The following is a 20,991-nucleotide window of genomic DNA, read 5'->3' as shown; positions in this document are numbered from 1 at the left end:
GAGCATATCCAGATCCCCATCTCCATCCGCATCGAAGAAGATGCGCCGAGCCCCAAACTGAAGGGCTGTGAAGGGACTGGTATTCAGATCGGTGAAGGTCAGTGCCATTGGACTTAGCCACCGAACCGGACTCCCTGATAACGAGGGGTTGCTGGATATGGGTAAGCTGGCCTGTACACGGAGTGTACAAACCAATAAATAAAGTGCTATCCAGGCTCTCTGCCAACTGGTACGAGGTAAGTAATTTTCAAACATGAATAGAAATATTAAAAGAGGATATGAGATCTTTTTGATATAAATGTAGGCTAATATGAGCCCCTTTAAAAATTAAAACTGCACGCAAGAGCATACCCTCCACAAATAACTGATGAAGGGAATGCTTTTGCGGACAATGCTACTAGCTACGGCTTGGGAATATGCCTTTCAAAGCGATACAATAGTTCATGGCCAGATAGGGCGTCTGGATTTGAACAGGTTGGCTGCCACCGGCTACGCCAATGGAGGACGGATTCAGCGTGGCATCAGTGCCCGATGTAGCATAGGCATTAACGGACACCGTGGTACCATCTTCCAGCGCTCCATTTGACGCTGCCAATACGTTACCATTCGGGACACTGGTCGCTGCACCGGCGTTTGTACCTGTCAGCGTATGAGTATGCATTGGCATCTGGCCCGTGGTGAGGGTTACGGATTCTGTGCCACCCACCTGACCCATTTGATAAGGGCTTAGCCCTGGTCCCTGACCCTGGCCAAGCGGAACGCGACTTCGTAGATCAGGTAAGGCAAAGGTGGTCTGTCCATTGCCACCGTAGGTAGTGCCCAACAATGAAAACAAGGCGGTATTTTGCGCGATAGGTAATATCGATCCATCACAGACGGCCCAGTCACGTGGGGGAAAACCGAAGCCAAACAGGGCAATCATACCAAGAAATGGTTCATTCATGAGAGTAATTGGTTAAAAAGAGGAAGAAAAGAGTTTACGTATCCATTGACGTTTAGCCAGGAAATTGATCAGTTCCTGTTCGTCAATGACCTGACAAAGGTGGGGCATCAGGAGGGGAGCGACGCTCAAATTTCAGACAATGATGATCACTTTTCGGACATCATTGTCTGAGGATTCAACCAGATCATTTAAACGTCAATCGGTGATCTACTCAAACGCGGTCTAGGTTGACGAATAGCGAGCCAACTTGTAATAACCATTACCCTGCTGCTGTCGCGTACGTAACGGAGTTTCACTATACATACCACAAAAGCGGCCCGAAGCTGACCCGGTCTACGTAGTGCCCGATGGTCTAGGCACCGTCAGCTATACCCCAAGCTTTCCGCTTACCAGGAAGCCAAGCCCGGATACGTTCAAGAACACGGGTTACCAAATTCGGGTGAATAGCAACGCGGCTTTTACCCTGTTTGAACAAGTCGAGACCGATCCGAATGGGGAGAAGGGTTACGTACACGAAACGCGCCATTGGGAGAAGATTGGCGGAGCCTGGAAAATAATCCATGTGGGTGCCTGGTTGTACAACGCATCAAAATAGCAAGCTCCAGCGATCACTAGCGCTTAGGGGGCTGGCTGGACCTGTTGTAGCGTCCTAATCAGCTTAAGATCGCCCCCAGAGCCGTTTCCCGCACCAGCAAGTCAACCACGTCCTCCAGCTTACCGGCTCGTTCATAAGCCGCCCGTTGACGAGCCGAGCCAGTACCTCCCTGAATAACCTGTTGGGCCAGGACAGACACTTCATCCCAGTCATTATACGCTTCCAGAGCCGGTCGAACGTAGTTCAGAAACTGATGAATGACACTCGGCGCGGCTACCGCCCGGCCCGCCAGAGGATCGATAAGGGTTTGGGCGAGACCAAAACGAGCCGCCTGCCATTTAGCCGCCTGTAGGATTTCGGGACGTATCATCGGTAAGGTCACATTCGCTTCCGCTTCCAGCGCGCAGGTTCGCACTAATGCCCTGACCAGACCCGCGACTAAAACGGCCTCGTCGATGGTTAAACACACATCGGTGACCCGAAACTCCAGGGTGTCAAAATGAGAGGAGGGGCGCACGTCCCAATAAATTTTGGAGGCATCCTCGATGCTACCCATTACCGTCAGGTCCTCAATCAAACGGTCGTAATCCGCTCGTGAATTAAAGAGCTGGGGGATACCCGCTGTCGGCCAGCGGCCCCAGATTTCGGTTCGAAAGCTGGCATAGCCCGTGTCGTTACCCAGCCAGTAAGGCGAGTTACTGGCTAGTGCCAGTAAGGTCCCTAGCCAGGGACGCACGCGGTTCATTACCTGAATGGCCAGTTCCTGATCGGGGATGCCCACGTGAATATGACAACCGAAAATGAGTTGTTCCCGGGTGAGTTGCTGAAAGTCGGATTCTAGACCTCGATAGCGTTCGGTAGGTGTCAACTGCTGATCCTGCCAGTGGGAGAAGGGATGCGTACCGGCCGCCACCAGCTGACTCTCCGATTTTTGGGCGGCCGCGATGACCTGGCCCCGTAATACCTGAAGTTCGAGCCGAACCTGCTGGAGGGTTTTGCAAATGGAGGTGCCAATTTCAATCTGAGACAGATAAAGTTCTTTCGTTACCTGATCGCCCAGGGTTTGCTGGGCTTTAGCCAGAATGGCTTTTGCCCGGGAGCGTAATTGCCGGGTTTGAGGATGAATGATCTGATACTCTTCTTCTACGCCAAGGGTGAAAGCTTCTGGTGAGATAGACATAAAGGACCGTGATTTAAGAGCGAGCGCTGAGTAAGCTATAGTTCATAAGGAGGTAAAGTAGCTAATTTTTCCTTTCAGGTGTCGAAAAATTAGCAAAGTATCTCTATGTCGAGTGGACGCATTAACTGAACGGCCTGTAAGAAATGGCCTCGAAAACAGTGCATAATTTCGGTGGCTCATTTTGATGACCTGAATTAACTATAAGCCTCAAAGAATCAGCTTGGTAAAAGAATGAACCGGTGAATAAAAGACTTCACAAGGTAAAACGGATAGGCGGTAGTTTAGTCTACGGTTTGTCATTTTGACAGTCGAAAAGCCAGACCCGATGGATTACTGGAACTTCGCCCGGCCGATTTGAAGATCATATTGGCCCGACTTTTCCCGTAAGTCTGTTCTATTTTCCTGCGGGAAGTGACTGCAATTTCGCCCTGGAAACACAAACTTTTCATCATACAGGTACAACTATGAACAGACATCGATTTGTAACAGCCCTGTTGAGCCTCGCAGCCATCCCGGCCTTCGCCAGCTTTCTAAAACCTTTCCAACGCAGCAAAAGCTTTAAAACAAAGGCTGGCGAAGGCCGATTGCACGGCCATATTCAGCTTAAAGGCGTCAACGCGAACGTACTAGATGTGAAAATTTCCGGAAGCGATACGGAAGGGGATCTGGCGATTTTTGAGCAAACGTCGCTATCCCCGGGTAGAGGAACACCTTTGCACGTGCATCCCGATCAGGATGAAGTTTTTTATGTACTGGACGGGAAATATGTCTTTCAGGTAGGTGATGAGAAATATGAATTAAACGTGGGCGAAAGCATCTTTCTGCCCCGCAAAGTGCCTCATGCCTGGACTCAGGTGGCTGACAAAGGCAAAATGATGGTGATTCTCCAGCCAGCGGGTAAACTGGAAAATTTCTTTGTTACCATGGCGGCTCTGGATCATGAACCTTCCCAAGAGGAGGTTGCGAAGATCTTTGGTGCGAACCAGATGCAGGTGGTTGGCCCGCCGTTAAAACTTGACTAGGATACGATATTATTACCCGCTTTAGTCAACTGGATGAGTCTAACGAAGCCGTTTCTGCATCGTCGCCCGACTCAAAAACAGTGGCTTTGTCGTTTATTAACGGTGGGTTATCCTCCTGGCCATGAACAGGTTCTAGCTCTGGCTCTTCCTGATTTCTGGGGTCGTTTGTTGGCTCCTTGGTTTCCATTTTCAGCGTATTTGTTGAAAAGGCAAGGTCTGCCATTCGCAGACCTTGCTACTCATTAATCCACACTGTTTGCGTTGGCCTTGGTTTGTTCGTCCGAATTGCTTTTTTCGGTGGCCTTCTTCGTTGAGCGCTGCCGACTGCCTGATTTGCCAGCCTGGCCTTCTTCCTTCTGGTTCTTATGGCTATTGCCGCCGTTACTTTGCGGGGCGTAGTACTTGACAAATAAATTCATGTCCGTGCGGGTTAATGCTCTATTTACTACGTCCCGATTTGCTGCCTCCCGTTGATCCCCCTGCACTTCGGCTTCCTTTCGACGAACTTTTGTGCGAAGTGGAACTGCGTCCGTTGCCTTTGCTGCCGTGACCGGTTCCATTATCCTGATTGCCGGTAATACGTTGGTCTTCGTATTCTTTTTCGACTTTTTCCAGCGTTTTGTCTGCCATAGCGTTGCGTATTTGACGGTTAATTAGGTTCATTCTTTAGCCGCAAAACCTGAATTCTTTGGTAGCTGTTCGACGAACTCAGCCAATAACGAGGTACCGGACCGCTTTTCGTTTTGATCGATGCGCTACAGGTATCCTCTTAGGGACTATGGGCCAGACCAGTTAACCAACCTGTATCTTTAATACACTGCCTGTTAAGGGACAATCGATTAGTTGCTGATTGGAGGCTCCTTCCCGGGCACTGGTGACGAAGAGGGTTCCATCCGGATGGATGGCTACTTTGGTGGGGTTAACCACCGGAAGCTGAATAGCCTGTAGCAACTGGCCTTCGGCGGAATACTGGCGAATGGTGTCCCCACCGTAATGCCCCACCCACAGGTTGCCCGCTGAGTCCGTAGTGCCCCCGTCCGGGGAGCCTTCATAGGGCCAATCGAATAACAACGTATCGGTCTCCGATTGGCCATCCTCTCTGAGGGATGTTCGCCAGACACCTTTTGTACGACCAGGGTGACCGCTGCTTTCCAGGATGTAGAGCGTTTGGCCGTCTGGAGACAGGGCCGGGCCATTGGCAACCATAAAGTTATTGACCAGAACGGTCTCGGATAAGTGTTGACCAGACGTTGGAAGCGAATACCGAATGATCGTACCTAAAGGCGTCTGGGTCTCCATATCCATGGTGGTTGCGTAAAGATTCCCGGCCGAATCCAACGTGGCATCATTAAAGCGGACAGTGGGGTGGTCCGTATCAATGTGGTTCAGCCGCCGGATAGAAAATGTGTGCGTAGGCGGCAGGGTCAGCAGATGTAGACCTGATTTTAAACCGGCCCATAGTTGACCATCGGCACGAGGCAAGACGAAGCCAATGGGTTCGGGCATGTTCCAGCACTGGACAGGATATCCTCCGGCTTGAGCGAAGTGGACCTGCTGCCCGACAATATCGACCCACCACAGGCCGTTGCGATCTGTATCCCAGACGGGGCCTTCACCTAACGAGCACTGAGCTTCTACAAAGCAGCTTATTTGACGATGGTTAGTCTGCATAGCGGGTTACTGAAAAAGTACACGACTAAAAAATAGGCCGTTCAAGGTTGTATACGACTGGACGTACGAACTTAAGACGCATCAGCCGGATACGCCGGTTCTGTATGAGCCGTTAATTCAGCTAAAAGGGCCAGGGCCTGCGCTACGTTGTCTAGCCGGTAGTGAGCGTGGGTTGGTTGCGTACCTATTTTGATGGTATATGGGGTTGTACCCACCAAGGCAACGAACATGTCTTCGTCGGTTTGGTCGTCCCCCATGACCAGCATAAAGTCATACGCTTGCGCTGTTGCCCACTGATAGGCTATTTTCCCTTTATCCGTGTCCGTTCGTTTTATCTCCACTACTTTCTGGCCATCCAGTAATCGGAGTTCGGTCGGTAGCAGATGTTCCAGCAGATCGATCAGCTCCCGGGACCGGTCAAAGCCCATTCGTTCGCTTACGCCCCGGTAATGCCAGGCCAGGGAGGCTTCTTTTTCTTCAATAAAGGAGCCCTTACACCGGCTGACAAAATCGGCCAGTATTGGCCGTATCGTATCTTTCCAGTCCTCGTTTGATCCCCCATTCCGATGCCATACGCCGTTCTGTTTGCTGGATGCCCCGTGCTCAGCGACGAGGTTAACGGGCAGATGGCCCAGCCATTTCTCCAGGGTCTGCTCCGGTCGGCCACTGATTATCAGTACGTTGTTCTGCGGGACAGCCGCTAGCTCCCGTAACCAGTTGAGAACGTCAGGCGTTGGGCTGGCCAGCTCCGGGTCCTGCGTAAATTCGACCAGCGTGCCATCATAATCCAGTACGATTAACCGGGACCTGGCCTGGGTATACTGGTCCAGCAGGTTTTGTTTCTCATGGCCTTCCAGCGCAACCGCCTGACCCGTTTGGTCGGTCTGCTGCGTCGTTAGCAACGCGTCGATAAAGTCATTCGCCCACTGCCTGACATCATACCCTGAAATCCGCTCCTGCATCGTAACCATACGTTGCTGTTGCTCGTCGGCCGGCATCGTCAGGGCGTACAGCAACTGATCGGCTACTTCGTATTCATCCAGTGGATTGACTAACAGGGCTTCGCCCAGTTCATTGGCCGCGCCCGTCAGTTCACTCAGGATCAGAACACCTTGCTGGTCCTGCCGGGAAGCCACAAATTCTTTGGCCACCAGGTTCATGCCATCCCGAACGGGCGTAATCAGAGCGATATCACAAGCTGTATAGAGAGCGACCAATTGAGAAAACGTTACGTCCGAATAGCGATAAACGATGGGTAGCCAGGTCAACGTACCAAACAGCCCGTTTATCCGCCCTACGGCCTGTTCAATCATTTGTTTCCGCTCCCAATACGTCTGAATCTGGTCGCGGGATGGCACGACAACCAGAATAAATACCAGCTTTTCCACCCAGTCGGGATGTTGCTTTAGCAGCACTTCCAGCGCATCCAGCCGTTGCATAACGCCCTTTGTGTAATCTAAGCGGTCGACGGAGAAGATGATTTTATCGGGATAGGAACGCTTCAGGTCCAGCCGCTCCTGCACCACCTCTTCATCCGCACTGGCATCATGAAATAAGCTGTAGTTGATGCCAATGGGGAAGGTGCCTGTTTGAACCTTCGTTTGCCCGGTCGCTATAGTGCCCAGCCGGTGGGAGAAGCCCAGACTTAACCGCACGGATTGCAGAAAATGAACCCGATAGTCGGTGGTATGAAACCCGACCAGATTAGCCCCTAACAGCCCGTTGAGCAGGTAAGAACGGCATTTGCCCGGCAACAGGCGAAGAAGTTCGTAGGAGGGAAATGGGATGTGCAGAAAGAAACCGATGGTGGCCGAGGGTCGACTCTGCCGAATCAGCATCGGTAGGGGCAGGAAGTGATAGTCATGCACCCAGACCAGATCATCGGGTTGCAGAAGCTCGACCACTTTGTCGCAAACGGCCTGATTAGCTGTCTTGTAAGCTGTCAGGTAGTCATCGTGGTAGTCAACGTACGCGGGGAAATAATGAAAAAGTGGCCAGAGAACTGAATTCGCAAAGCCATTATAAAAGCCCTTATTGGTAGTCTTATCCAGAAAAACCGGTACGTACTCAAAATCATCATTGACCAGGTGTTTGTGCTTTTCCCAAACACGCTGGGAGAAATCCGCACAGCCGACCCAGACGGGTTTCGGAGCCGAAGCCGGAAGGTCCAGCGATTTTACGGCGGTTACCAGTCCGCCCGCTGATGCTTTGACGGATGTTACCCGATTTTCGGTCTTGAACGAGAACGGGAGCCGATAGGAAATAATAATTAAACGATTGTTATTCATAGAAAAGCGAGTAAACGGTCAGCTAAAACGTACGGGTTGACTCCATGCAGAAGCCATAAAAAAGGACAGAGTAGCCTATGCAGACACCATTGCCTTACAAGGTGAACGTGTTGAGTCAGTAGAGTCAACTTTACGCTGGAGCCGGGGTTTAGCGTGTTAACAAGTGTCAAAACACAGGAAAAGCATATGGAAAATCAGCAACCTCAGCCGACAACACTGGACCAAACGGATTACGATTCAATAGACTTTGATTCCGCTACCACCGACGATGAAGCAGCCGCCATGGAATCGGGGGTTGAGTTAGACGACGATGAAGACGAGGAATAAGACCAACTGTCAGATTCGTATAGCCAGCGTCTAGCCGGATCGACCAGGCGCTGGCTATACAACTTAATCACCTATTCCCATCACGGCCGCATCATATTCATCGGTCCGCTCGCCATCCCCCGATAGGCCCCCGGCCAGGCCACCTGCGCCCAGGATGGTGGAGTCGTCCTCATTCAATCGCTGCTCATCGTCCTCCGTGCTCATTACGTTCTCCGCAGCTACCTTGTTGTCCGTATCGCTCATGGCGGCCGTACCCTGTGGCAGGTCGATGGTGTGTTCATCGGCAGTGGCTTCGCGGGTCAAACCGGCACCTGTCGGCTTATCCGCCTGATCCGGGCTATAATTTTTACTATGTGGGCTCATCATGATAGTCGGTTCCAATTTTAGTACGTCTTCACTGGTAGGCATAACCTCAGTTACGCTGAAAGGGTACAGAGATGCGCTCTGAAAGTGAGGTTATGAGCCCTTATCGATAACCGCTCATATCCCCGGAAGCTACAGGGCCGCTTCCTTATTCGGGAAAAATTTGCCATCTCGTACCTGTCGTAATCGGTTATTCCCCCAAGGCGGCAGATGCCGTAAAACTTTAACTGAACAGCTATGACCTCTCAACAATCAACCTCCTCCGCTGAGGACCCGCAGGCCAGTTACCCTCAACCACCCCAGCCTGTGCAGCAGCAGGATGTGCCGGGCCGCGACGCCGAGATGCAGCCTAGGGCCGATCACGGCGAAACCTCCTACAAAGGATCCGGGAAACTAACGGGGCGCAAAGCCCTCATTACCGGCGGTGATTCCGGTATTGGCCGGGCAGTGGCGATTGCCTTTGCCCGCGAAGGCGCCGATGTGCTGATTGCGTACCTGGACGAAGAGGAAGATGCACGTGAAACGGCCCGCTACGTCGAAGAAGCGGGCCGAAAGGCGGTGCTGATGGCTGGAGATATCCGTGATGATGCTCACTGTCAGCAGCTCGTTCAGCGAGCGGTTGATGAACTGGGTGGGCTGGACATTCTGGTTAACAATGCCGCTTATCAAATGTCGCAGGAATCCTTACAGGATATCACCAACGAACAGTTAGACCGCACGTTCCGGACCAATATTTTCTCGATGTTTTATCTGTGCCGGGCGGCTGAAAAACACCTCAAGCCGGGCAGCACAGTCGTCAACACAACGTCGATTAACGCCTATAAACCAAGTCCGACACTGCTGGATTATGCCGCTACCAAAGCGGCCATTCAGAATTTCACGGCTAATCTGGCGCAGGTATGGGCCGAAAAAGGCATTCGGGTCAACTGCGTGGCACCGGGACCGATCTGGACTCCGCTGATTCCAACGACCATGCCTCCGGAGAAAGTAAAAAACTTTGGCCAGGATGTACCGCTGAAACGGCCAGGTCAACCCGCCGAGCTGGCTCCCGCATACGTACTACTGGCTTCTGATGAGTCAAGCTACATGACGGGTAGTACCGTGCAGGTAACCGGCGGAACACCAACTATTTAAAACAAGATGGTCTGGTCGACCAGATCATCTTGCTGTCGATAACGATTACTGCCCGGCACACTAACCTTCATCAATTGATTGAAGTTATGTTCCCGGTTAGTTTACTACGTTACTTATGTACACAATTGCCATACACGGCGGCTCCGGGACGATTAACCGAACCGAGATTACGCCTGAGCAGGAAAAAGCCTTCCGGGAAGGGCTGGAGGCTGCTTTAGATGCGGGCTATAAACGGTTAGCGCAGGGAGGCTCCGCGCTGGATGCTGTCGAACAGGCCGTCCGTAGCCTGGAAGACAACGAACTCTTCAATGCCGGTAAAGGCGCGGTGTTTTCGGCCAGTGGCAGGCACGAACTGGATGCGGCCATCATGTGTGGTCAGTCGCTGAAAGCCGGAGCTATTGCTGGCGTGACCAACATTCGGAACCCAATTACCCTGGCCCGGACCGTCATGGAACAGTCGGAGAACGTATTTCTGCTGGGAAGTGGGGCCGAAGACTTTGCCCGCGAAAAGAGCCTTGCTGTTGAACCGGACGATTACTTTTTCACCGAACTACGTTTTCAGCAACTTAAGGAAGCGCAGCAAGCCAATAAAACGCAACTGGACCACAGCAAACGAAATACTGGCAAAGGAACGGTTGGTGCCGTAGCACTCGACAGTGAAGGCAATCTGGCCGCAGCTACCTCGACGGGCGGATTGACCAACAAAAAATACGGGCGCGTGGGCGATACGCCTGTGATCGGGGCCGGAACCTACGCCAATAACCAAACCTGTGCCGTATCGTGTACGGGCTACGGCGAGTTTTTCATCAGGTCCGTGGTGGCTTACGATATCTCGTGTCTGATGGGCTACAAAGGGCTGTCGCTGAAAGACGCCTGTGCCTACGTCGTGCAGGATAAACTGAAAGCGATGGGCGGTGAAGGCGGTTTAATTGCTATCGACCGGGCTGGAAACGTTGAATTACCCTTCAATTCAGAAGGTATGTATCGCGCCTGGCGCAATCAGCTGGGCGAGGGGGAGGTTGCCATCTTTGCCTAGGCGTTACGTAAACTTTTTGTTCCGCAGCGTGAAATTGTTGCCGTGGCTGAGCACATGCACCAGCAAATTCTCGATGAAAATGTCGTGCTGCGTATGGGCAACGGTCAGGTTCGCGCCCTGGAGGCTACGACCGTCAATGAGCGTCACCAGACCCGAACCAATAGCTTCCAGCTTATTGCCTTGCCGAACGATGACACCCGTATCTTCCTCCAGACCAATACCGATGTGAGTTGGGTGCTGGGCAACGGCAAAGGCCAGGCGCCGAAACCGCCCCCGGACCAGAAAGTGGGTGTCGATGATGGCATCGTGAATCAGCGCCAGGCCGGGGAATAAATCGACGTCTGGCCGTAGTTTGTTCTCATCCACGCGGGGGTAAATCATCAGGTCTGACAGGGCCATGGCCCCGGCGCTGGTTCCGGCAATGACAAGGTGCTCCTGAACGTAGCGTTTGTGCAACAGTTGGGCAAAAGCGGTATTGCTGAACACGGAGGTTAACAGCAGCTGATCTCCACCCGAAAAGAGAATCCCTCCGCAGGTCCGGATACGAGCCAGTATATCAGGATGGTCAGCTTCCTGGGGTGAGGTAATGTGCATTGGCCGGACGTTGGTATGCCCCAGTTTCTTAAACGCCCGGGTATACTGATACGCAACGGATTTAGGAATACTGGAAGCCGTTGTAACTAGTTCCAGGCAGGCATCGGTATTATTGATTTCGGCGATGATTCGGTATAAAATGCCGGAGTTAACAAAGGCATGAACGGTATCGTGGACATGGAGCGGTTTGGCATTGGCTCCCTTGTCCTCATTGCCGCCAATGGCCATCAGTGTACCTCGTATCTGCATTATGCGTGTTGGTTTTGGTCCGTCAAAGAGGCATACCCTAATTAAATGATGGGTAATGAACTACCCTACTAACACCCTATTTTTCTATTGGTTTTATTGTTTTTAGGCAAAACTACCCGTAAATACTAACCAGCATGACAGCGCCCAGAGGTAAATTAATTCCAATTGGAGGCAGCGAAGCCAAAGAGCCAGGCGACAATGCGGCTTCCAGCGAAATCCGGCAAACCAACTTTTTTGACTCCGGTATTTTAACCGAATTCCTGGCCGAAGTGAACGGAAAAGAGTCCCGAATCGAAGTGATACCAGCCGCGTCGGAAATACCCGAAGAAATGGGGGAAAATTACCTGGAGGCTTTTGGTAAACTAGGTTGCAAACACGTGCGGGTTATGCACATCAACAGCCAGGACGAGGCTGATAGTCACCACAATCTACAGCGGATTGCTAAAGCTGACGCGGTGCTATTTACGGGGGGTAATCAGACAACGCTGGTCGATAAGCTCCTGGATACCCGACTGCTGGCTAGTATCCAGGAACGCTACCAGACCGATGATTTTGTGATTGCCGGCACCAGTGCTGGCGCTGCCGCCATGTCCAGACTGGCGATCAAAGAAGGAAAAAGTAGTGAGTCCTTAATTAAAGGTATGGTGGAAACCGAAAAAGGGCTTTCCCTATTACCCGGGGCCATCATCGACACGCACTTTATGCAGCGAAGCCGCTTTCCGCGACTCACCGAAGCCCTTTTACGGAATCCGGGTCTGCTGGGAATCGGGCTTTGTATTGATTCTGGCCTGGTAATTACCCGGGGGGACGTACTGAGAGCCATTGGTTCGGGAGGGGTATTTGTCATTGACGCCGACAACGTACGGGATACCAATTATTATGAAGTGCCCGAACTTCAGCCTGTTTACGTCAATAATTTACGCGTCAATATTCTGGCCAGGGGAGCCACTTATTACCTGAAAGACCGAATATTCAGTAAGCAGGAAGAGACGAGCCTGTCGTAAAATCAACAGTCTGTTGACTTTGTTGAAGCTGTTTAAGCTTTTTCGTAAGCGTGCATTTTGTCCTTCCGCACCGGCGGGCCGGTGCGGAAGGACAAAATGCACATCGATTATAGCTCCATTTTAGACAATTTAATCAGATTCGTTACCAACTCATCAGGCATGTTCCAGCACCAAAGCGGGTTGACATTCCATCGTTTCTTCCCGCTTTTTAAACTCCCGGACCAGCTCGACCGAGTGATTTATCTGGTCCGTAAGATGGACAATCAGCGTGGATGCCTGAACATGCTCGATCGCATACGTCAGGGCTGTCAGTTCGTCAGGTATGATCTGTGTGGGTTTGTTGCGGTCGACTTCCCAGATGCCCTGCCTGATCAGCTCGGCAATCTGGCCCGTATCCCGACCGCGGCTGTCTTCATCGAATCGGATAATAATCTCGTCAAACAACGTAGCCGCAATTCGGCCGAGCGCCGTAATATCCTCATTCCGGCGGTCGCCAACTCCGGTTACAATACCGACTTTGTGCGCGACATCAGCTCGTTTAATATAATCGCCCAAAGCGGCCAGGCCATGAGGATTATGCGCGTAGTCGACCAGAACGCAATACTGCTGGAAGCAGAACAGATTCATCCGGCCAGGCGTATTTTCAAACGAGGGATGGAAGGAACGTAGACCCTGCGCAATCCGGTCGATCGATATGTGTTGACAATAAGCCGCCAGTACGGCCGCCAGAATGTTCTCAATCATGAACGGTGCTTTTCCTTCGAAAGCCAGGGGAATATGGTCGATATGGTCTATCCGGATTTGTTCGTCACCGCGCCGAATGACGATGTACCCGTCTTCATAAACAGCCGCCAGCCCCCCGGCTCGGTAGTGTGCCACGACCCGTTCCTCGCGCGGGTTCATCGTGAAAAAAGCGACCTGGCAGCTCAACGCATGGTGCATGGCGTAGGTGTATGGGTTATCGGCATTCAGGACTGCATATCCGTCCTGTTTCACACTCTCTGCCACCATCGCTTTCACCCGTGCCATGTCCTCCACCGAATGAATATCCCGGAGTCCCAGGTGGTCGGCGGCTACGTTGGTCACAATGCCCACGTCGCATTGGTCGAAGGCCAGCCCCGAACGTAGCATACCACCCCGCGCGCACTCCAGCACCGCCACCTCAACTGAAGAATCCTGAAGCACTTTAAGCGCACTCTGCGGACCCGTGCAATCGCCTTCCTCAATGAGCGAATCCCCTATGTAAATGCCCTCCGTCGTGGTGAAACCAACGGTATAGCCAGCCTGCCGAATCAGGTGTTGGGTGAGCCGGGTGGTGGTGGTTTTTCCATTCGTCCCGGTAATCGCAATAATCGGGATACGGCCCGGCGCGGTCGGCGTTCCGATGGATTCATCAGCACTCGTTTCGGGGAAGAGCATATTGGCAACGGCTTTGCCGACGTCGCGGGGCTGGCCTTCCGATGGATGGGTATGCATACGAAAACCCGGTCCCGCATTTACTTCAATAACCACGGCCCCAGACCGTTTCAGAGAACGCGTAATGTCCTGCGCAATCAAGTCGATGCCGCAAATGTCCAGGCCAATGATTCGGGCCGTGCGTTCGGCCATCGCTCTGATTTCAGGATGCACTACGTCCGTCATGTCGACCGACGTACCGCCTGTGCTCAGGTTCGCCGTCTTTTTCAGTCGCAGTTCCTGTCCGGCCGGAAGTACAGAACCCACGGTCAATTGGTGTTCGGCTAACAGCTTCAGCGTTGCCTCGTCGATCGTTATTTTAGTCAATAGGTTGACGTGACCGTCCCCGCGCCGGGGGTCCTGATTAACCTGATCAACGAGCGTCTGAATGGTAGATGAACCGTCTCCGATAATTCGGGCAGGTATGCGTTGGGCCACGGCGCAGAGTTTATAGTCGATGACCAGCAGCCGATAATCGTTTCCCTGGGCAAACTGCTCGACCAATACGTCGTCACTATGTGCCTTCGCCATATGAAAAGCGGCTGTCAGCGCTTCGACGGTCTGAATGTTTGTCGTTACACCCCGACCGTGGTTGCCGTCCAGCGGTTTAACGACGAGCGGGAAATCCAATCGCCGGAGTACGGCCTGAATACCGGCTTCGGCCTGAACGACTTCGCCCGCCGGTACCGGAATGTTGGCCAGGGCTAACCTGCGCTTTGTCTCGCTTTTGTCGGCGGCCAGGTCAACAGCCAGACTACTGGTCTGACTACTGACGGTAGCCTGTATACGTTTTTGGCGAGCACCGTAGCCCAGCTGAACCGTTGAGTCGCTGTCGAGCCGGAGGTAAGGAATGCCTTTCTGGAGGCAGGCATTGACAATGGCCGACGTACTGGGTCCCAAACGGTCTTCCTCATACAGTTGATGGAGCGTATCAATATCAGCCTGCAGGTCATACTCCTCTCCATTAATAAGTGCCTGAGCAATGTTGACAGCGCACTGGGCGGCATGCAGTCCGGCCCGTTCTTCCTGATAGGCAAAGACCACATTATAAACCCCATAGTCTCCCGTACTTCGTGTCCGGCCAAAGCCACAGTCCATACCGGCCAGGGTTTGAATTTCCAGCGCAATGTGCTCAATAATGTGCCCCATCCAGGTGCCCTGCTCCACGCGGTAGAAGAACCCTCCGGGTCTGCCTTCGGAACATCTATGGGTGTACAGGCTGGGAATAAGCGTCCGCAGTCGTTCATAGAAACCGTTAATTTTGTTGGAAGGCGACTCTTCCAGTTCGTCTAAATCCAATCGCATCACGATTAGCTTAGGGCGCCGGATAGACCAGTAATTTGGTCCTTTCAGCGCACGAATGTCAATAATTTTCATGGTCGAATTGCCTGTCAGCTGCGTTTAACAGGTCGTTTGGCAAAGAGTTGACTGAATCAATTTGTTTATGTTTACACAGGCTCACGCTACGTCTCTAGGCAATAAGTTGTCGTATTGCTGACGGGTCGTTGATCTGCTACGGCGTTAGAACCTTGCGTAAATTGAAAAGTTTGAAGAATAAATGTAACGATGAGAATACGGTTAATGCGTTGTGTGAATGCCTTTTAGCGTAGCTGTTTGCCTTTAAAAGTAAGCGTCTACGTAGCGTTAGACTACCGGACGCTACGTAGCAACGGGCTTACTCTAAGGCATAAATTTTATAGACGTTTTCAACCGGTTCGTAGACAGCCAGAGCAATGTACGCGTTCGTATTACGTATTCGCCTGACAGTAAGCTCAGACAGTCTTGTTGGCTAGCAGGGTTTGCCGTTGTTGGATAGCCAGGAAAATGATGATCAGTCCCAGTAAAATTAGCAGTAAGCCTATCAGGGGTAGGGGAGCATTTTCGGCCGCTGAGGTAAGGGCTGTGAAGGCTATAGCGCCCGATGCCAGGACCGCACTAAAATGTAACAGATTACCTATTCTGTTGCGGGGTTGCTTCAGCCCTAACAGCATAAACGCATAGATCGTCTGTACGGCCTGGATAAACACATACATAACGGCCCAAAAGCCCAGTACATCCAGGAAACGGCTTACATCACCCTTCGAGTAGACCAGAAACCAGATACCGAAGCCTACATCGGCCAGACTGCGTAGCGCTTCCCAGAAATAATTTCGGTCGATTTGCAGGGAATAGATGGCATAGATGCATCCACAAACGCCCGCTGCAACGAGTAAGCCGCCAAAGAGTTGCATGGACGGGCTACTTGCCAGCAACATACTGACTCCCAATAATCCATAAAAAAGGCCTCGTATAACCAATAATTGCCAGTGCCTGGCTGGAGTTGACTGTGCCATGTTAGTAGTTGTGAGATTTTTGGTCAGGTTGTTCTACCGGATCGGGCGCGTTTGTAAGTAAAATCGATGCTTCATCATTCCCGGCAGGCAATGGGTATTGAGTAGGTACCCCCCGCTTTTTCTTTCTAATTTTTTTCTTACGGTCAAATTCATACCTGAGTAGCTGATCTGAATCCTGCGTTAGGTAGGTCAGCAGGCCCGCCCCGATCAGTAAACCAATGATCCCCCAGATGATGCGTACGCTCTCATTCATAACGCGTTTGTTTTAAGATTTTTACGTCTTAATACGACGTTCCTGGCAAGGCTGGAACTCGTTGGAAACTAACGCACGTACCTGCGTAATGGGGCAAGGAAAATCTATTTTGTGAGGATATGGCCACGGCTAGGACAGCACGGTTTACGGTGGTTACCTTTTCCTCATTTATTCCTCAATTCAACCTCCAACTGAGTCTGCCAGGAGGTTAGTAAGCAACGTGATCGGGACGGGAAGTCACCTCACTCAGTTAACTAACTCCTGAATTATTATGAAAAGCTTATTCATTAGCCTTAGTCTGGCCATTGGGTTTATCGCCTGTGCCCCACGTGTAACGGTTGATACTGCGCAAGGGGTCGATTTCAGTCGTTTTCAAACGTATTCCTGGATGCAATCGGATGTAAAGGCGGGACAAAATCCGCTCTATTACAATCAGATTGCCAGCCAGCAGGTGGAGTCAACCATTCAGCAGGCATTAACCCAGCGGGGACTTCGGGAAGTCAGCCGAAGGCCAGACCTGTTGGTGGGCTATCATTTCTTTGTGGAAGAAAAAACGCGCACCATTGCCAATAACCGTGGTCCGATTGGTATGTATGGTCCCTATTATGGCTGGGGTCGTTGGGGTTACCGGGGCTGGGGCCCTTCCTGGTGGGGTTGGAATAGCTGGGGCCCTATGTATACGCAGGAAAAGTATGAGGCCGGTACCGTGGTGGTTGATATGGTAGATGCCCGGACAAAGCAGTTGATCTGGCGTGGTTCCGTGCAGAACGCCATTAGCGATCCGGCTCGTATCAAGAATCAGTTGGCTCGGGAAATTCAACGCATTGTAGAGAAACTCCCGCAGCGGACCACCTAATTACTTCTTAAGGAACGTAGTAGATGGCTGCGACGGAAGCTACGAACGGTTCATACGCGCTATAGCCCCCTCTTTCATAGGCATCCTTCAGGTTCCCCACCGAACGGGTTTTACTAATTTGACCGTATTCGATGAACAGAATCAAAAACCCGATAGGCATAATTGGCGTATTGATTGCCTTGCTACTTGGTATTCTATTGGTCTACGCGCTTACTGAATATGAGTCTTTATTTGACCCAATTCTCGATCTATTTAATGATTTAAAACCGAAGCCTAAGGCCAGATAGCTAATTTGAGTAGACGTACGAGCGGCTCTTCGTCAACTAATTACGCCCCGGTGGAGAGCTGGGCCGGGCTTGCTTCGGGCTGATCGGCTGACTGTCGATCGGTGTATTTTTGGGCTTCTCTGGGTAAACGCATCGTCCAGATAAAAACGACGATCATGCTTAAGGCACAGAAAATAAAAGGAGCTTTCATGCTTACGCCCGCAAGCAGACTATTTACTAACGCCGATACAAAACTGGCCAAACCGCCCAGTGCCTGAATATTGCCGAACATTTCGCCCTGACTGCCTCCCTCCTTGACCATAACCGAGAGCAAGCTACCCGTTAGGCCGGTCATAATAGAAACCGTCAGCGCATCTACGCCCGCCACTACGTATAACAGCGTGGCAGATGACTCCAGAAAAATGTAAAGTCCCTGTAGGGCAACGCTCAATAGAGCCAGAAAGAGAATGACTTTGCGCTTGTCGACGCGATGTGCGATGAACGTAAAGAAAACGATGTTGGCCACCAACGCCAGCCCGCCAAAATACAGAAAGAACCAGGCCGTTTCCCTGGGGGTCATCATCAGCTTACTCTGGGTCAGGAAGGCGACGAAAAAAGCGTAGTACCCCATGCCGAGCGTAGCCAGTAAATTTAAAATGAAAACAGGCTTAAAACCCGGCAACTCTTTATCGGCATCGGCTAATTGCTTCCATAACGTTATAACCTTCAATGCATTAGTCGCCTTTTGGGTCAGTTGTTTCACGTCGACCGGCTCATTTTTGGGATTGGTTTCTTTAAACAGAAAAGCCAGGACAATAGTAAGAACGCCCACCGCCAGGAAGAAAACAACCGTTGGGATAGGGCTAATGCGCCCCCCGCTGAAGACCAGCATGATCCATCCGGCCCCCATTGGGCCAAGAATCGGACCCGATCCGGCAATAAAACTCAGGATACCGGAATATTTCAACAATTCATCTTTCTCCGTAACATCTGCCATAGCCGAACGCATCACCGAATACAGGCCGTTCGTCGCCCCTTTGAAGCATCGGTTGGCGACGTATCCCCAGGTTTGTACTGGCAGGAGCAGCAGGGTTGAAAGCCAGGACGCGATGGTGGTGGCAATGGCTGCCGGTCGTCGGCCACGCTGGTCGGACCAGTAACCGATAGCTGGCGAAAAGGCCAACTGAATGCTTAGCATCAGCGCTGTTCCTGCCGTCAGCAGAATTGGTTTGGCAGGTAGGTTAATGACGTAGTCCGAGAGTAAGGCACCGAGCCCGTTGGCAGCAATCACATCAAGTAGTGTAATGGCGAAAATAACTAGTAGTGGACGTTTTTTAAACATTACGTTGAGAAGTCAGGAGTAGGCCAAGAAAGCATAATGGGCAATGAGTAGATCAGCTAAAATACCTTAGTTTAGTTTTATCAGGCCGACCAGCCTTCCTGATAAAACTGTCTATTTAAATTGGGTAACAAATTGATGATTAGTTGATTATCTATGTTAATTGTTGCCATTTATTTCATGTCGCCAGGGCGAAAACGTTTTTGGGAATGTGGGTGATGCGGCAAGCCAGATCGCATTCACCCGAAGCAACAACGTAGTGATCGCCCGCATCGATAAGCCCCGTTGTGAACACCACATCCGATAGATACAGTTGATCTTTAATAGGTTCGGTCAGCGCCGGATTGGCGGCTAATACCGGTTTGGTATCCTCCAGATGTAGAATTTTGGCTGGATCATGCGCATCCAGCAACGCCCAGAACGTACGGTAAATCCCTACTACACCCTGCAACTCAACGCCGTGGTAGAGCATCAGCCAGCCCTGATCGGTCAGGATGGGCTGCGTACCCCCACCCAGCTTCATGGTCGAGGCTGAGCCTTTCCGGGCGCGGATAAACGGTTCGTCGAGTGGTTTCCAGTGCAACCCATCCGGCGACTGAGCGATGTTGATCGTCGGCCCGGCGTAGTATTGACTGCCCGGACGCGTGGCAAAATACAGATCGCCCAGGGGACGGGTGAGGGCAAAAAATTTTTCATTGATTTTACCCTCAAAAAATACCATATCCTTATTCTGATGGTCCAGAATAATTCCTTCCAGCGTATAGTTGAGCCCATCGGTCGAGGTATACAACGTAGTGGAATGCCGTTCTGAGCTCACCGAACAGGTGGTCATGTAATAGGTGTCGTCGATCCTGGTGATCCGCGCATCTTCAACCCCGTATTCCTGATACGTTCGCTGGGGAGCAATGATCTTGTCGTAATGAATCTGAACCACGCTCGTGCCATCCGGCGACAGTTCGACGGGCAGCAGCCACGACAGGGAGGTAAGCGCCATCACTTTATACGGATTGCCCAGCAACTGAAATTTGCGGGGATCAGCCGCGTTGACGCTAGTCAGCGGATACGTATCGAGCTGATAGCCCGCTTCGGCATCCCAGCGAATCGCATGAATAATCTCGCCAATGATGGGCTGCCGAAGCGCTTCAGCCACCCGAATCATGATCAGTAAATTACCGGTGGGCAACCGGGCCAGCCCCGGATTGAACGCGCCCAGCACATACGTGTCAACCGGGATTGTCTGACGTAATGGCGAGAACTGAAGGTCAATGTCGTTGGGTGTAAAAATGAGTTGATCGACCGAAAAAGTCATGCCAGGATGGATTAAATAAGTTGTAAATGCGGGCGAATCTGCACCGAAACGACATCACATCGCTGGGGCTGCGTGAGAATGTAATGCACACAAACGGCAATATCCTCGGCCCGTAGCATGTCGCCTTTGTGTTGCCGTTCGCGTTCTTCGTCGGGCGTCGTCTGCTGCATGTCCGAACCCACCGCGCCCGGCTCAACCAGACTGATTTTGATGCCTAGCGGGTTGACTTCTTTTCGTAAACTTTCGGCAAATCCCTGAATAGCCGATTTCGTCGCTACGTAGACCGAACTGCCTTCTTCCCGCACATCGGCACTCATCGACCCAACCAGCACAATATGACCGCGCTGTTGAGACTTCATGCGGTTCAGGGCTTCTTTGGTTGTTGCCAGATAGCCGATTAGATTGGTTTCGATAACATAACGCCAGTCGGCATCGGCCATTTCGGAAATCGATTCGGCACTTAATGCGGCACAGTTGATCAGCATATCCAACCCGCCCAGCCTTTCGTCGACCTGCTGAAATACGCGCTGAATATCATCCGGTTTAGCGACGTCGGCCACAATTCCTTCGGCCTGCCCACCCGCTGCCCGAATGGCCGAGAGTACTTCGTCCAGTTGCGCCTGGTGCCGCCCGAAGGTAACAATATTGGCTCCATATGAACTCAGTAGCAGAGCAATGGCCCAGCCAATGCCGGTGGTGCCCCCCGTGATCAGAATTCGTTTGTCGGCCAGCGATTCGACGGCTGTATGTGGGGTTGGCTGTTCCATACCGTTG

25 protein-coding genes are annotated in these 20,991 nt (G+C 51.7%); 8 read left to right on the top strand and 17 right to left on the bottom strand.

The features are described 5' to 3' along the window. Positions 1-255, bottom strand: a 255-nt coding sequence (locus ACYVEA_RS01965; protein WP_461111632.1) for a hypothetical protein, incomplete at its 3' end; no start/stop codon positions are given. Between the two features lie 142 nt (positions 256-397). Then, a complete protein-coding gene (locus ACYVEA_RS01960) occupies positions 398-943 on the bottom strand; it encodes a phage tail protein (protein WP_461111631.1) in 546 nt (181 codons plus the stop codon). A gap of 45 nt (positions 944-988) precedes the next feature. Between ACYVEA_RS01960 and ACYVEA_RS01955 the strand changes: the two genes are divergently transcribed. Together ACYVEA_RS01955 and ACYVEA_RS01950 are read left to right on the top strand one after the other, a co-directional pair. Continuing rightward, positions 989-1,114, top strand: a complete 126-nt coding sequence (locus ACYVEA_RS01955; protein WP_461111630.1) for a hypothetical protein — start codon at positions 989-991, stop codon at positions 1,112-1,114. Between the two features lie 169 nt (positions 1,115-1,283). Continuing rightward, complete coding sequence (locus ACYVEA_RS01950; RefSeq protein ID WP_461111629.1) at positions 1,284-1,538, top strand: hypothetical protein; 255 nt, start codon at positions 1,284-1,286, stop codon at positions 1,536-1,538. A gap of 58 nt (positions 1,539-1,596) precedes the next feature. On the opposite strand, the gene ACYVEA_RS01945 is transcribed toward ACYVEA_RS01950, so the two are convergent. After that, entirely contained in the window at positions 1,597-2,718 is a 1,122-nt protein-coding gene (locus tag ACYVEA_RS01945; protein ID WP_461111628.1) for a carboxylate-amine ligase, read from the bottom strand. Positions 2,719-3,182: 464 nt separating this feature from the next. On the opposite strand from ACYVEA_RS01945, the gene ACYVEA_RS01940 reads away from it, so the two are divergent. Next, entirely contained in the window at positions 3,183-3,740 is a 558-nt protein-coding gene (locus ACYVEA_RS01940; RefSeq protein ID WP_461111627.1) for a cupin domain-containing protein, read from the top strand. Positions 3,741-3,765: 25 nt separating this feature from the next. On the opposite strand, the gene ACYVEA_RS01935 is transcribed toward ACYVEA_RS01940, so the two are convergent. The 5 genes from ACYVEA_RS01935 to ACYVEA_RS01915 form a co-directional block, all read right to left on the bottom strand. Further along, positions 3,766-3,927 carry a hypothetical protein gene (locus ACYVEA_RS01935; protein WP_461111626.1) on the bottom strand — a complete coding sequence of 54 codons (162 nt, stop codon included), beginning with the start codon at positions 3,925-3,927 and terminating at the stop codon, positions 3,766-3,768. Positions 3,928-3,982: 55 nt separating this feature from the next. Next, the gene (locus ACYVEA_RS01930) at positions 3,983-4,159 is read right to left on the bottom strand and encodes a hypothetical protein (protein ID WP_461111625.1); all 177 of its coding nucleotides are present in this window, start codon (positions 4,157-4,159) and stop codon (positions 3,983-3,985) included. Between the two features lie 19 nt (positions 4,160-4,178). Beyond that, a complete protein-coding gene (locus ACYVEA_RS01925; RefSeq protein WP_461111624.1) occupies positions 4,179-4,370 on the bottom strand; it encodes a hypothetical protein in 192 nt (63 codons plus the stop codon). Positions 4,371-4,532: 162 nt separating this feature from the next. Further along, a complete protein-coding gene (locus ACYVEA_RS01920; RefSeq protein ID WP_461111622.1) occupies positions 4,533-5,411 on the bottom strand; it encodes an SMP-30/gluconolactonase/LRE family protein in 879 nt (292 codons plus the stop codon). Positions 5,412-5,482: 71 nt separating this feature from the next. Then, complete coding sequence (locus ACYVEA_RS01915) at positions 5,483-7,699, bottom strand: bifunctional alpha,alpha-trehalose-phosphate synthase (UDP-forming)/trehalose-phosphatase (protein ID WP_461111621.1); 2,217 nt, start codon at positions 7,697-7,699, stop codon at positions 5,483-5,485. 186 nt (positions 7,700-7,885) lie between these two features. On the opposite strand from ACYVEA_RS01915, the gene ACYVEA_RS01910 reads away from it, so the two are divergent. Next, positions 7,886-8,026, top strand: a complete 141-nt coding sequence (locus ACYVEA_RS01910; protein WP_461111619.1) for a hypothetical protein — start codon at positions 7,886-7,888, stop codon at positions 8,024-8,026. A 63-nt stretch (positions 8,027-8,089) separates the two neighbouring features. Here ACYVEA_RS01910 and ACYVEA_RS01905 read toward each other — a convergent pair whose 3' ends face one another. Next, positions 8,090-8,434 (bottom strand): hypothetical protein, encoded by a 345-nt coding sequence (locus ACYVEA_RS01905; RefSeq protein WP_461111618.1) that lies wholly within the window; start codon positions 8,432-8,434, stop codon positions 8,090-8,092. A gap of 192 nt (positions 8,435-8,626) precedes the next feature. Here ACYVEA_RS01905 and ACYVEA_RS01900 point away from each other — a divergent pair, with 192 nt between their 5' ends. Together ACYVEA_RS01900 and ACYVEA_RS01895 are read left to right on the top strand one after the other, a co-directional pair. Next, positions 8,627-9,523 carry an SDR family oxidoreductase gene (locus tag ACYVEA_RS01900; protein WP_461111617.1) on the top strand — a complete coding sequence of 299 codons (897 nt, stop codon included), beginning with the start codon at positions 8,627-8,629 and terminating at the stop codon, positions 9,521-9,523. 115 nt (positions 9,524-9,638) lie between these two features. Beyond that, positions 9,639-10,559: an isoaspartyl peptidase/L-asparaginase family protein gene (locus tag ACYVEA_RS01895; RefSeq protein ID WP_461111616.1), complete on the top strand. Its 921-nt coding sequence runs from the start codon at positions 9,639-9,641 to the stop codon at positions 10,557-10,559. Between the two features lie 3 nt (positions 10,560-10,562). Here ACYVEA_RS01895 and ACYVEA_RS01890 read toward each other — a convergent pair whose 3' ends face one another. Then, positions 10,563-11,402 carry a cyanophycinase gene (locus ACYVEA_RS01890; protein WP_461111615.1) on the bottom strand — a complete coding sequence of 280 codons (840 nt, stop codon included), beginning with the start codon at positions 11,400-11,402 and terminating at the stop codon, positions 10,563-10,565. Between the two features lie 134 nt (positions 11,403-11,536). On the opposite strand from ACYVEA_RS01890, the gene ACYVEA_RS01885 reads away from it, so the two are divergent. Then, complete coding sequence (locus ACYVEA_RS01885; protein WP_461111614.1) at positions 11,537-12,406, top strand: cyanophycinase; 870 nt, start codon at positions 11,537-11,539, stop codon at positions 12,404-12,406. A gap of 153 nt (positions 12,407-12,559) precedes the next feature. On the opposite strand, the gene cphA is transcribed toward ACYVEA_RS01885, so the two are convergent. From cphA to ACYVEA_RS01870, 3 genes are all read right to left on the bottom strand, one after another. Further along, positions 12,560-15,238, bottom strand: coding sequence for a cyanophycin synthetase (gene cphA, locus ACYVEA_RS01880; RefSeq protein ID WP_461111613.1), 2,679 nt, complete (start codon positions 15,236-15,238; stop codon positions 12,560-12,562). 395 nt (positions 15,239-15,633) lie between these two features. Further along, the gene (locus tag ACYVEA_RS01875) at positions 15,634-16,194 is read right to left on the bottom strand and encodes a hypothetical protein (protein WP_461111611.1); all 561 of its coding nucleotides are present in this window, start codon (positions 16,192-16,194) and stop codon (positions 15,634-15,636) included. Between the two features lies 1 nt (position 16,195). Next, positions 16,196-16,447, bottom strand: coding sequence for a hypothetical protein (locus ACYVEA_RS01870; RefSeq protein WP_461111610.1), 252 nt, complete (start codon positions 16,445-16,447; stop codon positions 16,196-16,198). A gap of 271 nt (positions 16,448-16,718) precedes the next feature. Here ACYVEA_RS01870 and ACYVEA_RS01865 point away from each other — a divergent pair, with 271 nt between their 5' ends. Further along, entirely contained in the window at positions 16,719-17,303 is a 585-nt protein-coding gene (locus ACYVEA_RS01865; protein WP_461111609.1) for a DUF4136 domain-containing protein, read from the top strand. 7 nt (positions 17,304-17,310) lie between these two features. Here the strand turns inward: ACYVEA_RS01865 and ACYVEA_RS01860 are convergent, their stop codons facing one another. The 4 genes from ACYVEA_RS01860 to ACYVEA_RS01845 all read right to left on the bottom strand — a co-directional run bounded on the left by ACYVEA_RS01860 (position 17,311) and on the right by ACYVEA_RS01845 (position 20,984). After that, on the bottom strand, positions 17,311-17,463 hold the full coding sequence (locus ACYVEA_RS01860; protein WP_461111608.1) for a hypothetical protein: 153 nt from the start codon (positions 17,461-17,463) through the stop codon (positions 17,311-17,313). A 167-nt stretch (positions 17,464-17,630) separates the two neighbouring features. Next, complete coding sequence (locus ACYVEA_RS01855) at positions 17,631-18,911, bottom strand: MFS transporter (protein ID WP_461111607.1); 1,281 nt, start codon at positions 18,909-18,911, stop codon at positions 17,631-17,633. A 175-nt stretch (positions 18,912-19,086) separates the two neighbouring features. Beyond that, positions 19,087-20,217 (bottom strand): glycoside hydrolase family 130 protein, encoded by a 1,131-nt coding sequence (locus tag ACYVEA_RS01850; RefSeq protein WP_461111606.1) that lies wholly within the window; start codon positions 20,215-20,217, stop codon positions 19,087-19,089. 11 nt (positions 20,218-20,228) lie between these two features. Then, positions 20,229-20,984, bottom strand: coding sequence for an SDR family oxidoreductase (locus tag ACYVEA_RS01845; RefSeq protein WP_461111604.1), 756 nt, complete (start codon positions 20,982-20,984; stop codon positions 20,229-20,231). Positions 20,985-20,991 lie beyond the last annotated feature (7 nt).

The sequence above is a fragment of the Spirosoma jeollabukense genome, from assembly GCF_054777855.1.
Note: the sequence above shows the minus strand (reverse complement) of the source record. Positions and strands in the feature narration are given on the sequence as shown.

What these genes read in the sequence shown, in the direction of transcription:
- ACYVEA_RS01890 (WP_461111615.1), bottom strand. Translation starts at nt 11,402, where the DNA reads ATGCAGATACGAGGTACACTGATGGCCATTGGCGGCAATGAGGACAAG.
- ACYVEA_RS01895 (WP_461111616.1), top strand. Translation starts at nt 9,639, where the DNA reads ATGTACACAATTGCCATACACGGCGGCTCCGGGACGATTAACCGAACC.
- ACYVEA_RS01920 (WP_461111622.1), bottom strand. Translation starts at nt 5,411, where the DNA reads ATGCAGACTAACCATCGTCAAATAAGCTGCTTTGTAGAAGCTCAGTGC.
- ACYVEA_RS01940 (WP_461111627.1), top strand. Translation starts at nt 3,183, where the DNA reads ATGAACAGACATCGATTTGTAACAGCCCTGTTGAGCCTCGCAGCCATC.
- ACYVEA_RS01845 (WP_461111604.1), bottom strand. Translation starts at nt 20,984, where the DNA reads ATGGAACAGCCAACCCCACATACAGCCGTCGAATCGCTGGCCGACAAA.
- ACYVEA_RS01875 (WP_461111611.1), bottom strand. Translation starts at nt 16,194, where the DNA reads ATGGCACAGTCAACTCCAGCCAGGCACTGGCAATTATTGGTTATACGA.
- ACYVEA_RS01885 (WP_461111614.1), top strand. Translation starts at nt 11,537, where the DNA reads ATGACAGCGCCCAGAGGTAAATTAATTCCAATTGGAGGCAGCGAAGCC.
- ACYVEA_RS01860 (WP_461111608.1), bottom strand. Translation starts at nt 17,463, where the DNA reads ATGCCTATCGGGTTTTTGATTCTGTTCATCGAATACGGTCAAATTAGT.
- ACYVEA_RS01855 (WP_461111607.1), bottom strand. Translation starts at nt 18,911, where the DNA reads ATGTTTAAAAAACGTCCACTACTAGTTATTTTCGCCATTACACTACTT.
- ACYVEA_RS01870 (WP_461111610.1), bottom strand. Translation starts at nt 16,447, where the DNA reads ATGAATGAGAGCGTACGCATCATCTGGGGGATCATTGGTTTACTGATC.
- ACYVEA_RS01910 (WP_461111619.1), top strand. Translation starts at nt 7,886, where the DNA reads ATGGAAAATCAGCAACCTCAGCCGACAACACTGGACCAAACGGATTAC.
- cphA (WP_461111613.1), bottom strand. Translation starts at nt 15,238, where the DNA reads ATGAAAATTATTGACATTCGTGCGCTGAAAGGACCAAATTACTGGTCT.
- ACYVEA_RS01865 (WP_461111609.1), top strand. Translation starts at nt 16,719, where the DNA reads ATGAAAAGCTTATTCATTAGCCTTAGTCTGGCCATTGGGTTTATCGCC.
- ACYVEA_RS01945 (WP_461111628.1), bottom strand. Translation starts at nt 2,718, where the DNA reads ATGTCTATCTCACCAGAAGCTTTCACCCTTGGCGTAGAAGAAGAGTAT.
- ACYVEA_RS01960 (WP_461111631.1), bottom strand. Translation starts at nt 943, where the DNA reads ATGAATGAACCATTTCTTGGTATGATTGCCCTGTTTGGCTTCGGTTTT.
- ACYVEA_RS01930 (WP_461111625.1), bottom strand. Translation starts at nt 4,159, where the DNA reads ATGAATTTATTTGTCAAGTACTACGCCCCGCAAAGTAACGGCGGCAAT.
- ACYVEA_RS01935 (WP_461111626.1), bottom strand. Translation starts at nt 3,927, where the DNA reads ATGGAAACCAAGGAGCCAACAAACGACCCCAGAAATCAGGAAGAGCCA.
- ACYVEA_RS01905 (WP_461111618.1), bottom strand. Translation starts at nt 8,434, where the DNA reads ATGCCTACCAGTGAAGACGTACTAAAATTGGAACCGACTATCATGATG.
- ACYVEA_RS01925 (WP_461111624.1), bottom strand. Translation starts at nt 4,370, where the DNA reads ATGGCAGACAAAACGCTGGAAAAAGTCGAAAAAGAATACGAAGACCAA.
- ACYVEA_RS01900 (WP_461111617.1), top strand. Translation starts at nt 8,627, where the DNA reads ATGACCTCTCAACAATCAACCTCCTCCGCTGAGGACCCGCAGGCCAGT.
- ACYVEA_RS01915 (WP_461111621.1), bottom strand. Translation starts at nt 7,699, where the DNA reads ATGAATAACAATCGTTTAATTATTATTTCCTATCGGCTCCCGTTCTCG.
- ACYVEA_RS01850 (WP_461111606.1), bottom strand. Translation starts at nt 20,217, where the DNA reads ATGACTTTTTCGGTCGATCAACTCATTTTTACACCCAACGACATTGAC.